Source organism: Rappaport israeli, assembly GCF_001888055.1.
Lineage (GTDB): Bacteria > Pseudomonadota > Gammaproteobacteria > Cardiobacteriales > Cardiobacteriaceae > Rappaport > Rappaport israeli.
This window is the reverse complement of record NZ_LXHZ01000022.1, coordinates 164,905-178,115: the sequence shown is the minus strand read 5'-3', so window position 1 is coordinate 178,115 and position 13,211 is coordinate 164,905. Positions and strand designations below refer to the sequence as shown.

Here is a 13,211-nt window from a genome sequence, read left to right as displayed (position 1 = left end):
GCGTTGGATGCGGGCTATGGGGTGGTGGGCGTGGTGGGGTTGTTGGGGTGTGGAGGAGGAGTTGTTGCATAAGGAGGCGTCCTTGAGGGCGGCGTTGGTTGTGGATGATTTGGGGGGATGAGGTCGGGGGGGGAGGGGGGTGTTCGATGAGGATGTGGAGGAGTCCTATGGGGGTGTGGGTTTGGGAGTGGTGGGCGATGAGGAGGTGTTGGTCGGGGAGGTCGAGGAGGCGTTTGAGGTCGTCGGGGCGGGTGCGATAGTGGGATTGGTGGAGGAGGGGTAATTTGGCGGAGGAGGGGTTCGTTGGTGGCGAGGGTTTGGGGGTTGATGTGTTTGATGGTTGGGGGGGTGTTGGTGGGTGGGGGCGTTTAGGGGGGGCGCTGGGGGAAGAAGGTTTGTTCGATGAGTTGTTCTAGGGGGTCGTTTTCAGGGTGGCGCTGGGCGTTGTAAAGGGGGGTGATGATGAGGGTGGGATGTTGTTTTTGTAGTGCTGGGAGGGTGTGGAGGCTGAAGTGGCGGGCGCTGCCTTCGTAGCCGTCTTCGCTGGTGGCTAGGGTGAAATGGGGGTAGTGTTGGGTGAGGGTGTGGAGTTGTTGTGCAGGGAGTGTGGCGGCTTCGTCTATGATGAGGTGTTGGGCTTTGGGGAGGCGGCGGCAGGCTTCATCGGGGGGGGAGGAGTAGGAGGGGGAGGGTTTTGGGGGAGGAGTTGTAGGATGCGTTGGCGATGGGCTTTGAAGGTGGTTACGAGGAGTTGGGGTTGGATGTTTTGCTTGGCGAATTGCTGGATTTTTAGCGCGAGTTGGGTGGATTTGCCCCGTCCGCGTTTGCCAAGTAGGATTTGTTTTTTGGGCTGAGGTCGATGTTTTGGGTTTGGGGGGTGTGAGGGTGGGGGTGTTGGGGGTGCTGGGTGATGAGGCGGCGGAGGCGTTGGTTGAAGTTGGGTTGGGCTAGGTGGATGGGGGCGTCCGTAGTCGAGCATGCGTTGGTGGTCTGGGTCGCCGTTGGGGTAGTGGGTGGGGGAGGTGGAGGTAGAGATGGTAGGGGTGTTGGATGCTGCCTGCTATGGCGCTAAAGGCGGTGGGGTGGAGTCCTGCTGTGGCGTCCCAATAGAGGTGTTGTTGGGTGAGTCCTAGATGGTGGCGGTAGTGGTGTATGGGGAGGTCGCGCCCATAGACGTTTTGGCTGGGGAGGTCTTGGGCGGGGATGAGGATGAGTCGGCGCAATGGGGTTAGGGGTTGGGGGTGGTTTTGGGCGCGTTGTCGTAACCAGTGGTCGCATAGGGTGAGTGCAACCATGGCTTCAACGATTGGGCAGGCGCGTAGGGCGACGCAGGGGTCGTGGCGTCCTTTGGTGATGATTTCTGTGTCTTGGTGGTCGGTTGTGGTGGTGCGTCCTGAGATGAGGATGCTGGAGGTGGGTTTGAAGGCGGTTTTGGTGATGATGGGTTGTCCGCTACTTATGCCGCCTAGGATGCCGCCTGCGTGGTTGCTGAGAAAGCCTTCTGCTGTGGTGCGTTCGTCGCGGTGTTGGCTGCCTTTTTGTTGGATGACGTCAAAGCCATCGCCGATGGATACGCCTTTGACGGCGTTGATGCTCATGAGGGCTTTGGCTAGGTCGGCATCTAGGCGGTCAAAGATGGGGTCGCCAAGTCCTGTGGGGATGTTTTCGGCGATGCAGGTGATTTCTGCACCTATGGAGTCGCCTGATTTGCGGATGTCGTAGAGGTAGCGGTCGAGGAGGGGGACTTGGTGTTGGTTGGGGCAGTTGAAGGGGTTTTGTGAGACGTGTTCCCAGCTGTGAAATTCTAGGGGGTGTTCGCCAAGTTGGGAGAGGTAGCTGCGGATTTGGATTTGGCAGTGGGTTTGGAGGATAATTTTAGCAATGGCGCCGCCTGCTACGCGGATGGCGGTTTCACGTGCGGAGGCGCGTCCACCGCCACGATGGTCGCGATGGCCGTATTTGGCTTGGTAGGTGTAGTCGGCATGTCCAGGGCGGTAGGCTTGGGCGATGTTTTGGTAGTCTTGTGAGCGTTGGTCGCGGTTTTTAATGAGTAGGCCTATGGGGGTGCCTGTGGTTTTGCCGTTAAATATGCCTGAGAGGAGTTCGATTTGGTCGCTTTCTTGGCGGGGGGTAACGTGGCGAGAGGTGCCAGGTTTGCGGCGGTCAAGTTCGCTTTGGATGTAGTTTGGGTCGATTGGGATGCCTGCAGGGCAACCATCAAGAATGCCTCCTATGGCTACGCCGTGGCTTTCGCCAAAGGTGGTGAGGGTTAGGAGTTTGCCGATGCTGCTGCCGCTCATGAGGTGGGCTCTATAATGGTTTGTATGCGGGCGGTGATGTCTTCTATTGCGCCACTTCCATCAATTTTATGGTGTTTGTTTTGTTGTTGGTAGTAGTCGATTAGGGGTTTGGTTTGTTGGTTGTAGACGTTTAGGCGGTTGCGGATGGTGTGTTCGTTGTCATCAGCGCGTCCGCGTGCGAGCATGCGTTGGATGATTTCTTCTTGGTCGACGTCAAGTTCGATGACGTAGTCGATTTGGCTGTTGTTGTGGGTGGCAAGTAGGGTATCAAGCGCTTGTGCTTGGTTGAGGGTGCGTGGGAAGCCGTCAAATAATGTGCCTTGTTGGTTGAGGTGGTTGGCAATCATGGCGATGACGATGTCGTCAGAAACAAGGTTGCCACTGTCCATGATGGTTTTGGCTTGTTGTCCTAATGGGGTGTTGGCGGTGATTTCGGCGCGTAGGAGGTCGCCTGTGGAGAGGTGGTTGAGGTTGTAAAGGGTGCTGAGGTTTTGTGATTGGGTGCCTTTGCCTGAACCCGGTGCGCCAAGTAGGATGATGTTCATGTTTGCTTTTCTCTATAGATTTGGGGAAAAGGGCTTAAGCCTATCACGCGAATTAGGCGCTGACAATAATTTGGTTGTGGTTTTGCTTTGGGGGTTGGGGGGTATAATGTTTGGTTTTGTTTATGTGGAGGTGTTTGTGGTGTGTAGGGTTTTTTTAGGGTGGATGATTTTTCTAGGGATGGTAGTGGTGGGTGCGCAGGAGGTTCCTGTGGCGTTGTTGCCTATGGGGGGTGGGGAGGAATATTTGACGCCTGAGGTGGCTTTGAGCCAACAGGGGGCTGTGGAGAAATCTGGAGTTGTGGGGGCAGTTGCACCTTGGTCTGGTTATGCGGCGGTGGAGGCGATGGCGGTAGGAGGTGATGCGCAAGGGGCGCTGGCGCAATTAAATGCGCGTTTGGTGTTGGCGCCTGACGATGTGCGGGCGGTGTATTTGAAGGGGATGGTGTTGATGCAACTTGGGCGCGCGCAGGAGGCGGAGCGGTGGTTTTTGATGATGCGGAGTAATTTTCCTGATTATCCTCAGGCTTATAATGCGTTGGCGGTGATTTATGCGGCGAGAGAGGATTTGCCTGCGGCGGAGGCGGTGTTGCGGGAGTTGTTGTTGCGTCATCCTGAGCATCAAAATGCGCGTTTGAATTTGGTGAATGTGTATCTGGATTTGGCGGCGCTGGAATTGAAAAATGCGCTGAAAGATGCGCCTGATGATGTTATGATTGCCAACACTTTGCGTGCCTTAGAGGGGTTGCGCGATTCTAAAAAATAATTTTCCTTGGGAATAGTGATTATGAATGATGACCAAAAGAAGGCGTTGAGTGCGGTATTGGCGCAGTTGGATAAACAGTATGGAAAGGGGACGGTGATGCGTTTGGGGGATCAGCCTGCGCAAACAAATATTCCTGCGATTTCAACGGGTTCATTGGGGTTGGATATTGCTTTGGGGATTGGTGGGTTGCCGTTGGGGCGTATTGTGGAGATTTATGGCCCTGAGTCTTCTGGTAAAACAACGCTGACGCTAGAGGTGATTGCGCAGGCGCAAAAAAATGGCGGTACGGCGGCGTTTATTGATGCTGAGCATGCGCTTGACCCGATTTATGCTAAAAAATTAGGCGTCAATACGGAGGATTTATATGTTACGCAGCCTGATACGGGTGAGCAGGCGTTAGAGATTTGTGATGCGTTGGTGCGCAGTGGGGCGTTTAATGTGATTGTGGTGGATTCGGTGGCGGCGTTAACGCCTAAGGCGGAGATTGAGGGGGATATGGGGATTCTCATATGGGTTTGCAGGCACGTTTGATGAGTCAGGCGTTGCGTAAGTTGACGGCAAATATTAAGAAAGCCAATACGTTGGTGATTTTTATTAACCAAATTCGGATGAAGATTGGCGTGATGTTTGGCTCGCCTGAGACGACGACGGGGGGGAATGCGCTAAAATTTTATGCTTCGGTTCGTTTGGATATTCGTCGGACGGGGGCGGTCAAAGATGGTGAGGAGATTTTAGGGAATCAAACGCGCGTTAAAGTGGTGAAAAATAAGGTTTCACCGCCATTTAAACAGGCGGAATTTGAGATTTTATACGGTAGCGGTATTTCGCGTAGTGGAGAGATTATTAGTTTGGGCGTGGATGCGGGATTGATTGATAAATCAGGCGCGTGGTATAGCTACAATGGGGAGAAAATTGGACAGGGTAAGGAGAAGGTGCGCGTATTTTTAGAAGAGAATCCTGATGTGGCAACGCGTATTGAGGCGCAATTGCGTGAGCAGTATATTAATCATGATTCAACGGGTTTTTTGCCTTCTTCTGATGAGGAGTTTTCTGAGTTTGAGGCGGAATAATTGCGCGGATGAGGCTGGTTGATGCAAGTGGATGCAAGGCGAGCGCTTGAGGCAAAGTTATTGGCGGCTTTGGCGCGACGAGAATACAGTCAGGCGGAACTTTGTCATAAGTTTGGGCAGATGTTTGGGCAGGATTTGGTGGCGGAGGTGCTGGCTGAATATTCGCAAAAGGGTTGGCAGAGTGATGAGCGTTTTGCAGAGCAGTTTGTGCGCGCAAAGGTTGAGCGTGGGCAGGGGCGAATTAAGGTTGAATATGAGTTAAAACAACATAATATTGCGCAGGCGCTGTGTGCGGATTTGTTGGATGCTGTAGATTGGCGGGCGGTGGCTGATGCGATCTATAAGCGTAAGTATGATGCTCAAGCAATGGATGCGAAGGAGCGCGCTAAGCGCCAGCGTTTTTTGTTGCAACGGGGTTTTTCTTTTGATGATATTAATGCGGTGATAAATAATGACGTTAACAATTCCTAAATCAAGTGCGCAGATTCGTAGCGCTTTTTTAAATTATTTTGCAGGCAATGGGCATAAGATTGTGCATTCGGCTTCTTTGGTGCCAGGTAATGACCCGACGTTGTTGTTTACTAATGCAGGGATGGTGCCGTTTAAGGATGTGTTTGTAGGAAATGAGCGACGCGATTATGTGCGTGCGACGAGTTCGCAACGTTGTGTGCGGGCTGGGGGTAAGCATAATGATTTGGAGAATGTGGGTTATACCGCGCGACATCATACGTTTTTTGAAATGCTGGGTAATTTTAGTTTTGGGGATTACTTCAAAGAGCGTGCGATTGTATTGGCATGGAATTTGTTAACACAGGTGTTTGCGTTGCCAGCTGATAAGTTACTGGTTACGGTTTATCAGGAGGATGATGAGGCGTATGCGATTTGGCGCGATGTGGTGGGGCTTTCGGAGGATAAGATTATTCGTATTGGGGATAAGGCGGGTAAGGCGCGTTATGAGTCGGATAATTTTTGGGCGATGGGGGAGACAGGTCCTTGTGGGCCATGTACGGAGATTTTTTATGACCATGGGGAGCATATTTGGGGTGGCCCGCCTGGTTCGGCAGAAGAAGATGGGGATCGCTTTATTGAGATTTGGAATATTGTTTTTATGCAATTTGAGCGCGATGCTCAGGGTAATTTAAAGCCATTGCCTAAGCCTTCAATTGATACTGGAATGGGGTTGGAGCGGATTGCTGCGGTGCTTCAAGGGGTGCACAGCAATTATGAGATTGATGTGTTTCAAGCGTTGATTAAGGCGGCGGCTCAGGCGACGGGTTGTGAGAATTTGCAGGAAAATTCGCTGAAGGTGATTGCTGATCATATTCGTTCGACGGTTTTTTGATGGTCGATGGGGTGTTGCCAAGTAATGAGGGGCGCGGCTATGTGTTGCGTCGGATTATGCGAAGAGCGATTCGTCATGGGCATAAGTTAGGGCAAAGTGGGGCGTTTTTCTATCGTTTGGTCGATGAGGTGGTGGCGCAGATGGGCGAGGCGTATCCTGAATTGGTGCAGGCGCAACAACAGGTGGCGCAGGCAATTTTGAAGGAGGAGGAGCGTTTTGCTAAGACGTTAGATGATGGTATGGGAATGCTTGAGAAGGCGTTGGCGGAGTTGTCTGGGTCGGTAATTGATGGGCAAACGGTTTTTAAATTATACGACACTTATGGCTTTCCAGTGGATTTGACGGCAGATATTGCGCGTGAGCGTGGGTTGTCGTTGGATTTGCAGGGCTATGAGGAGGCGATGCGCTTGCAACGAGAGAGTGCTCAATCTGCAGGACGATTTAAAGCAGATGTGGCGTTGTCGGTGGCGGGTAAAACAGCGTTTGTAGGCTATGAGGCGTTGTCTTGCTCTTCTCAGATAACGCAGTTGTTTATGGGCACAGAGGCGGTTGAGCAGCTGGCTGTGGGGGATGAGGCTGTGGTGGTGTTGGATAAAACGCCATTTTATGGAGAGTCTGGGGGTCAGGTGGGAGATACGGGTTGGATTCGTGCTGATTCTGGGCTGTTTGGAGTTAGGGATACGCAAAAGCAAGGGGATGTGTTTTTGCATTTTGGGGTGTTAATTGAGGGTGAGCTGGGCGTTGATGCGAAGGTGTGGGCTGAGGTGGATGAGGCAAGGCGTCAGGCGATTAAACGCCATCATTCGGCAACGCATTTATTGCATAAGGCGCTTAGAGAGACGCTGGGTGAGCATGTTCAGCAAAAAGGTTCGTTGCTTAATGAGCATATGACGCGCTTTGATTTTTCACATGATGCGATGCTAACACCTGAGCAGTTGCAGGAAATTGAGCAGGCAATTAATCAGGCGGTGTTGGGAAATACTGTGGTGGAAATTGAGCAAATGCCTATTGATGAAGCGAAAGAAAAAGGTGCAATGGCGCTATTTGGTGAGAAGTATGGCGATGTTGTTCGTGTGGTTTCAATGGGGGAGAAGGATTATTCGGTGGAATTATGTGGGGGGACGCATGTGGGGCGCACCGGTGAAATTGGTTTGGTGAAGATTATGGCGCAGAGTTCCGTGTCTGCTGGAATTCGACGAGTAGAAGCAGTAGCAGGATTGAGCGCTTTGGCGCAGTGGCAACAAAATGAGGCGTATTTGCATGAAGCAACGGCGCTGTTGCGAAGTGATATAAAGCAGTTGCCCGAAAGGATTCAAGGTTTGCAACAGCAGGTACGTGGGCTGGAAAAAGAGTTGCAGCAATTAAAACGTCAGTTGGCTTCTGGGCAAGATGGCGAGCAGGTGGCTATCCAAACAGTGGGCGATTATCGCTTTATCGCTGTAGAAAAAGATGGGCTAGATAATGCGACATTGCGCGATGTTGCCGACCAAATGCGTGATAAATATCAGGTGAATATGGTGGTTATTGGTAGTGCAGATGGGCAAACCGCGCGTTTAGTGGTCAGTGTGGCAAAAAATACGCTGGGTTTGCATGCTGGTGAATTCATTTCACATTTGGCAAAAATAATTGATGGTAAAGGTGGGGGACGCCCTGATTTTGCACAAGCAGGTGGTAAAAATGTACAAGCCTTACCCAAAGCTTTGCAGGCGGTGAGTTCGATTTTACAAGACAAAATAAAGGAATAGATGTGGCTTTAATTGTACAAAAATATGGTGGCACTTCTATGGGTTCGGTGGAGCGCATAGAAAATGTGGCAGAAAGAGTAATTCGTGCGCGCAAGCAAGGCGATGATGTGGTGGTGGTGGTTTCTGCAATGAGTGGCGAAACTAACCGTTTGCTTGGTTTGGCTAAGGCTATCTCAGAACGCCCAACACCGCGAGAGTTGGATATGTTGCTTTCAACAGGGGAGCAGGTGTCAATCGCTTTGTTGGCGATGGCGCTCAATAAACGTGGCTATCCTGCGCTATCTTACACAGGCTCACAGGTGAAAATTCAAACCGATAGATCCTATACTAAAGCACGTATTACCCATATTGATGATGAAAAAATTAGAGCAATGATTGCGCTTGGTAAGGTGGTGATTATTGCAGGATTTCAAGGGGTTGATGAAGATGGGAATATTACAACACTTGGTCGCGGTGGTTCAGATACAACAGCAGTAGCAGTAGCAGCGGCGTTAAAAGCCGATGAATGCCAAATTTATACCGATGTTGATGGCGTATATACCACCGACCCGCGCATGGAACCTAAGGCACGCAAACTTGACCGCATTACGTTTGAAGAAATGTTAGAAATGGCAAGTCTAGGGTCAAAAGTTTTGCAAATTCGTTCGGTAGAATTTGCAGGAAAATATAAAGTACCGCTTAGAGTGTTATCAAGTTTTGAAGACGGCGAAGGAACGTTAATTTCATTAGAGGAAGAGATTATGGAAGCAGCTATTATTACAGGTATTGCCTTTAGTCGGGATGAGGCGCAAATTAATGTGATTGATGTTCCTGATGAGCCAGGGGTGGCGTATAAAATTCTAGGCCCCGTGGGCGATGCTAATATTAACGTGGATATGATTATTCAAAATATCGGCGAAAATGGTAAAACAGATTTTACCTTTACTGTGCCGCGTACGGAATATGAGCAAACGATAGAAATTCTTAAACAGCATTTGTATGATGTACAAGGTGTGATTATTGAAGGCTCAGATATTGCTAAAGTGTCCGTTGTCGGTGTAGGAATGCGTTCTCATGCTGCAGTGGCAAGTACCATGTTTAAAGCCCTAGCCAAAGAAGGCGTAAATATTCGCATGATTAGCACCTCTGAGATAAAAATATCCGTTGGAATTGATGAAAAATATTTAGAATTAGCCGTGCGCACCTTGCATGATGCTTTTGCACTGGATAAGGTGAAATAAAGCTAACAAAAATAAGTATTATTTTTATAATGAAAAATTTTTGAAAATGAATTTAATTTCCCTATAAAAATTGCCTAAATTTATAGCGGTATTTTCAAAAATTGCTATAAAATTATTAGCTTAAATGGCAAGGATGTAATATGTTGATATTAACTAGACGAATAGGCGAAAGTATTATTATCGATGATAATATTGAAGTGACCGTTTTAGCGGTTAAAGGAAACCAAGTACGTATTGGGATAAAAGCGCCTGAAGAAGTCGTAGTGCATCGTGAGGAGATTTATCAAAAATTGCAGCAGCAGAAATATGAAAATTAGACTTTACGTATAAAAATTTTTTCAATATAATACGCGTTCTTTGGAGAGATGGCCGAGTGGCTGAAGGCGCTCCCCTGCTAAGGAGTATAGGTTTATAGCCCTATCGAGGGTTCGAATCCCTCTCTCTCCGCCACACCTAACATCAAGCACCGTCATGGTGCTTTTTTTTGTGTCTTTAAAACCCTTGTTATTGCTTGGTTTTCACCTCATGGGGGCGCACTGAGCTTCTCCTGTATGCAAGACTTTTTGTTGGTATTTATTATTATGGTGCGGAGAAATACCAACAATGCCTCAAACCCATGCTCTGCGTGGGATTGAATGGTTAAAAAGAAATTATCTGTTTCACTTAATGATTAACTCATTGATAAATAAAAATATATGGAATTTATGGGGTGAGTCTGTTTCTCTTATGCAATTTCATAAACTGATTAATGAATTGCGTGGTTATAGTTCTAGGTTGTATTTGTTGTGCAAACTGTTTGCGTTTTTAAGTTTTAGGAGATGGCTTGATGATAAATTTAAGATTTAAGTTGCCATAATCTCGCTATATTTTCTGCGCTAGATTTTAAGTTATTGTGCGCTTGTTGTAAGGTGTTTTCAGGGGTATCTATTTGAGTAATAATAGGAAAAACAGCGTCAATGCCATGCTTATATACAGCGGAATAGTCTGCGCGTAGGCTGCCTACAATAGCGATAACGGGTTTACCTGCCGTTTTGGCAATTTGTGCTACTCCGATGGGGGTTTTGCCTTGTATGCTTTGTGCATCCATGCGACCTTCACCTGTAATGATTAAATCTGCTTGTGAGATTTTTTTGGCTAAATTTAGAGCTTCGGCAACAATTGTTACGCCTGATTTGAGCGTAGCGTGAGGCAATAATAATAATCCGCTTCCCATACCGCCTGCCGCACCTGCTCCTTTTGGGGTTTGGATATCGATATTAAATTGTTGTTGTACTTTTTGGGCAAAATGCAGTAGGGCGCGGTCAAGTTGTTTAACTTGTGCTTCTGTGGCTCCTTTTTGCGGTGCGAATATTGCTGAAGCGCCTTGCGCTCCACATAATGGATTGTTGACATCACAAGCTACGTCAATGTGGACTTGTTGTAAACGTGGATGGAGTTTGCCGAGATTTATGCGTGATAATTTGGTTAATGCTGCGCCACCATAATCAAGTTTTTGGTTTTGTTCGTCGAAAAATTGGGCGCCTAAAGCTTGCAATAGACCAACGCCAGCATCATTAGTCGCACTACCGCCTATGCCTAAAATAATATGTTGCACCCCTTCATCTAAAGCGGCTTTAATAAGTTCTCCCGTGCCGTAACTGGTGGTAATAAGCGGATTGCGCTGCGCATTTGGCACAAGATGTAATCCTGAGGCTTGTGCTATTTCGATAATGGCACTTTTACCATCTCCCGTTATCCCCCAAAAAGCTTGAGTTGGATTTCCTAGAGGGTCGGTAACGGTGTTATAGATTCGTTTGCCTTGGGTGGCATCAATGATAGATTGCACGGTACCTTCTCCACCATCTGCCATTGGTAATAGTTGATACTGTGCGTCGGGAAAGACTTTTTTAAAACCTGTGGCGATGGCTTGCGCAACTTCTAGGGCGCTCAGGCTTTCTTTAAAAGAATCAGGAGCAATGAGTATATTCATGGTGTTTTTATAGCTAAGAGCAAAAAAATAGATAAATGCGTAACATAAACTACTGCCATAATAAAAGTTAAGGCGGTTTGTGTGCGATGTCCTTGTTAGGGGGCAGAAAAATTAGTTACCACCAGCCATCATTGGCATGTATCTGTATCAATCGTCATGGATGCTAAAAAGGGATGAGTCCGCCATTTAGTATAAATCATCAAAAAAATGGCGCTAAAAATAAATAATTAAAGTTATTCCTATCATAAATTAATCTCTATTTTGATGGTGTGCGTTAAAGGTTTAGTTGTAGGGATATTCATCAATGCCCCATAGCCATGCCGCGCCACGGACGCCACTAGAATCACCATGATGAGCCTTTTTGATTGGGGTATGGAATTCTTTGCCAAAAATATATTGTGGCATTAAAAGGGGGATGGTTTGACAGAGTCTATCAATATTACACACACCACCTGCAAGAATAATCACATCAGGATCGAGAATATTCGTATAACTGGCAAGTGATTTGGCTAGGCGACGTTCATAGGCTTGCAAGGTTTGTTCAGCAATGGGATTGCCTAATAGGGCAAGTTGAGCGATTTCATTTCCTGCTAAGCGCTCGCCAGTGCGGCGTTGATAATCATCACAAAGTCCTGTGCCAGAAATAAATTGCTCAATACAACCTCTTTTGCCACAGTAGCAAGGATTGGTTTGGGCGATGTGTTGTTCTTCGGCATCTTGCCATGGTAGCGGATTGTGTCCCCATTCTCCAGCAATACCATTAGCGCCATTGTGCACTTTTCCATGAAGAACAATCCCTGAACCGCACCCTGTGCCTAAAATTAAAGCAAGGACGATATTTTTATTTTGACCTGCACCATCGGTAGCTTCAGAAACCGCCATACAATTGGCATCATTAGCAATGCGTATGGGGCGTTTTAGCAATTGTTGTAAATCTTTATCAAAAGGTTGTCCATTTAACCAAACAGAGTTGGCATTTTTAACCTTACCGCTAAAAGGAGAAAGCGTGCCTGGGATACCAATCCCAATGCTCCCTTGTTGTTTGGTATGACTTTCAGCGTCATGAATGAGCGTTTGTATGGCGGTTAGAGTTTGTGAATAAGAACCTTTAGGAGTAGGAATGCGTTTTCTAAATAATTCTTCGCCTTGATTGGATAAGGCAATAATTTCTATTTTTGTACCGCCTAAATCAATACCGATGCGCATGCGACCTCCTATGTTATGATTAAAATAATGTAGTTATATTATACGCTAATAACAATTTAAGGATGAGGGATTGCATGAAAGAATCTATATTAATCGTTGATGATGATTTACAGGTTTGTGAGTTATTGGTAGATATTCTTAGTGAGCATAATTACACCACTATTTTGGCGCATAGTGGTGAGCAAGCACTCCATAAGATAAAAGATTCACAGGAGATGGCGTTAATTTTATTAGATTTGATTTTGCCAGATATCAATGGCTTGACGCTATTGCAGCAACTTAAATCTTTGACAGATGCGCCAATTATTATGTTAAGCGGTTTGGGTTCGGATTTAGATGCGATAGTAGGTTTAGAAATGGGAGCAGATGATTATATTGGCAAGCCTTTTTATCCACGCATGGTAGTGGCAAGAGTTAAGGCGGCATTACGTCGTTTGCAATCAGTGCCTTCTTTAGCATTTACACAAGGATTTGCTTTTAGACAGTGGTTTTTAAATACACAAAATAACCGCTTATACAATCCTTTAAAACAGGAAGTCGAACTTACGCATGGAGAGTATGTGTTATTGCGCGCTTTATTGCAAAATGCGCAAAAAGTGTTATCCCGTCAACAGTTATTAGCATTAACCCATAGCGATACATTGGAGATTTTTGATCGTACGATTGATGTGTTGATTATGCGTTTGCGTAAGAAAATTGAAATCAATCCTAAAGCGCCTAGTTTTATCCAAACCGTACGCGGTGAAGGTTATTTATTTGCTTGTGCGGTAGAAGTGGTGGGATAGAACCTGTGATAAGCTTAAAGCCATCTATTTTATTTATTATTTTTATAATTAACTTGTTAATTAGATGGTTTATCGCTCATCTAATTTCAATTGGAATGTTCGAATTTAAGTATATTGATGGCAATAAAAGAGAGTATTTATTTTAAATAGATAGGGGATATTTCATTGATTATAACGTTATGGGTTCGTGATAATTAGCACTACCCCCTATCTTGGTTTAATAACTTTTTCTTAAAATTAGAATTTTATAATTCATTCTAGGTGAA

The 13,211-nt window shown here is 46.8% G+C and carries 12 protein-coding genes, 1 tRNA gene and 3 pseudogenes; 10 read left to right on the top strand and 6 right to left on the bottom strand.

Going from position 1 to position 13,211, the window contains the following annotated elements; translation table 11 throughout:
- Nucleotides 1–154 precede the first annotated feature (154 nt).
- Nucleotides 155–283 (top strand): hypothetical protein, encoded by a 129-nt coding sequence (locus A5N84_RS12775; RefSeq protein WP_269844311.1) that lies wholly within the window; start codon nucleotides 155–157, stop codon nucleotides 281–283.
- Between the two features lies 1 nt (nucleotide 284).
- Nucleotides 285–416: a hypothetical protein gene (locus tag A5N84_RS12770; RefSeq protein WP_269844310.1), complete on the top strand. Its 132-nt coding sequence runs from the start codon at nucleotides 285–287 to the stop codon at nucleotides 414–416.
- Here the strand turns inward: A5N84_RS12770 and A5N84_RS13450 are convergent.
- The 4 genes and pseudogenes from A5N84_RS13450 to A5N84_RS06280 all read right to left on the bottom strand — a co-directional run bounded on the left by A5N84_RS13450 (nucleotide 369) and on the right by A5N84_RS06280 (nucleotide 2,845).
- Nucleotides 369–623 (bottom strand): hypothetical protein, encoded by a 255-nt coding sequence (locus tag A5N84_RS13450; protein ID WP_408633845.1) that lies wholly within the window; start codon nucleotides 621–623, stop codon nucleotides 369–371. The genes A5N84_RS12770 and A5N84_RS13450 overlap by 48 nt on opposite strands.
- Complete coding sequence (locus A5N84_RS11880; RefSeq protein WP_233120000.1) at nucleotides 620–979, bottom strand: hypothetical protein; 360 nt, start codon at nucleotides 977–979, stop codon at nucleotides 620–622. The genes A5N84_RS13450 and A5N84_RS11880 overlap by 4 nt, the downstream gene beginning before the upstream one ends.
- A 265-nt stretch (nucleotides 980–1,244) precedes the next feature.
- A pseudogene (aroC, locus tag A5N84_RS06285) lies at nucleotides 1,245–2,300 on the bottom strand (chorismate synthase); the annotation flags it as partial.
- Complete coding sequence (locus A5N84_RS06280; RefSeq protein WP_072281686.1) at nucleotides 2,297–2,845, bottom strand: adenylate kinase; 549 nt, start codon at nucleotides 2,843–2,845, stop codon at nucleotides 2,297–2,299. The gene A5N84_RS06280 and the pseudogene aroC, both read right to left, overlap by 4 nt.
- Before the next feature lie 106 nt (nucleotides 2,846–2,951).
- On the opposite strand from A5N84_RS06280, the gene A5N84_RS06275 reads away from it, so the two are divergent.
- From A5N84_RS06275 to A5N84_RS06245, 7 genes and pseudogenes are all read left to right on the top strand, one after another.
- Nucleotides 2,952–3,608, top strand: coding sequence for a tetratricopeptide repeat protein (locus A5N84_RS06275; RefSeq protein ID WP_158008666.1), 657 nt, complete (start codon nucleotides 2,952–2,954; stop codon nucleotides 3,606–3,608).
- 21 nt (nucleotides 3,609–3,629) lie between these two features.
- A pseudogene (gene recA, locus A5N84_RS13070) lies at nucleotides 3,630–4,678 on the top strand (recombinase RecA).
- Between the two features lie 21 nt (nucleotides 4,679–4,699).
- Nucleotides 4,700–5,149 (top strand): regulatory protein RecX, encoded by a 450-nt coding sequence (locus A5N84_RS06265; protein WP_072281684.1) that lies wholly within the window; start codon nucleotides 4,700–4,702, stop codon nucleotides 5,147–5,149.
- Nucleotides 5,130–7,765 (top strand): annotated as a pseudogene (alaS, locus tag A5N84_RS06260) (alanine--tRNA ligase). Before A5N84_RS06265 ends, alaS begins: the two are co-directional and overlap by 20 nt.
- Before the next feature lie 2 nt (nucleotides 7,766–7,767).
- The gene (locus A5N84_RS06255) at nucleotides 7,768–8,985 is read left to right on the top strand and encodes an aspartate kinase (protein ID WP_072281683.1); all 1,218 of its coding nucleotides are present in this window, start codon (nucleotides 7,768–7,770) and stop codon (nucleotides 8,983–8,985) included.
- A gap of 140 nt (nucleotides 8,986–9,125) precedes the next feature.
- Nucleotides 9,126–9,302 (top strand): carbon storage regulator CsrA, encoded by a 177-nt coding sequence (gene csrA / locus A5N84_RS06250; RefSeq protein ID WP_072281682.1) that lies wholly within the window; start codon nucleotides 9,126–9,128, stop codon nucleotides 9,300–9,302.
- 42 nt (nucleotides 9,303–9,344) lie between these two features.
- Nucleotides 9,345–9,435, top strand: a tRNA-OTHER gene (locus tag A5N84_RS06245).
- Nucleotides 9,436–9,820: 385 nt separating this feature from the next.
- Here A5N84_RS06245 and A5N84_RS06235 read toward each other — a convergent pair.
- Together A5N84_RS06235 and mak are read right to left on the bottom strand one after the other, a co-directional pair.
- Nucleotides 9,821–10,954 carry a glycerate kinase gene (locus A5N84_RS06235; protein WP_072281680.1) on the bottom strand — a complete coding sequence of 378 codons (1,134 nt, stop codon included), beginning with the start codon at nucleotides 10,952–10,954 and terminating at the stop codon, nucleotides 9,821–9,823.
- 282 nt (nucleotides 10,955–11,236) lie between these two features.
- Complete coding sequence (gene mak, locus A5N84_RS06230) at nucleotides 11,237–12,160, bottom strand: fructokinase (protein ID WP_072281679.1); 924 nt, start codon at nucleotides 12,158–12,160, stop codon at nucleotides 11,237–11,239.
- 74 nt (nucleotides 12,161–12,234) lie between these two features.
- On the opposite strand from mak, the gene A5N84_RS06225 reads away from it, so the two are divergent.
- On the top strand, nucleotides 12,235–12,945 hold the full coding sequence (locus A5N84_RS06225) for a response regulator (RefSeq protein ID WP_072281678.1): 711 nt from the start codon (nucleotides 12,235–12,237) through the stop codon (nucleotides 12,943–12,945).
- Nucleotides 12,946–13,211 lie beyond the last annotated feature (266 nt).

Excerpts from the sequence above, each read along its gene's own strand:
- A5N84_RS11880 (WP_233120000.1), bottom strand. The coding sequence starts at position 979 with ATGCTCGACTACGGACGCCCCCATCCACCTAGCCCAACCCAACTTCAA.
- A5N84_RS06280 (WP_072281686.1), bottom strand. The coding sequence starts at position 2,845 with ATGAACATCATCCTACTTGGCGCACCGGGTTCAGGCAAAGGCACCCAA.
- A5N84_RS06275 (WP_158008666.1), top strand. The coding sequence starts at position 2,952 with ATGTTTGGTTTTGTTTATGTGGAGGTGTTTGTGGTGTGTAGGGTTTTT.
- A5N84_RS06265 (WP_072281684.1), top strand. The coding sequence starts at position 4,700 with ATGCAAGTGGATGCAAGGCGAGCGCTTGAGGCAAAGTTATTGGCGGCT.
- csrA (WP_072281682.1), top strand. The coding sequence starts at position 9,126 with ATGTTGATATTAACTAGACGAATAGGCGAAAGTATTATTATCGATGAT.
- A5N84_RS06235 (WP_072281680.1), bottom strand. The coding sequence starts at position 10,954 with ATGAATATACTCATTGCTCCTGATTCTTTTAAAGAAAGCCTGAGCGCC.
- mak (WP_072281679.1), bottom strand. The coding sequence starts at position 12,160 with ATGCGCATCGGTATTGATTTAGGCGGTACAAAAATAGAAATTATTGCC.
- A5N84_RS06225 (WP_072281678.1), top strand. The coding sequence starts at position 12,235 with ATGAAAGAATCTATATTAATCGTTGATGATGATTTACAGGTTTGTGAG.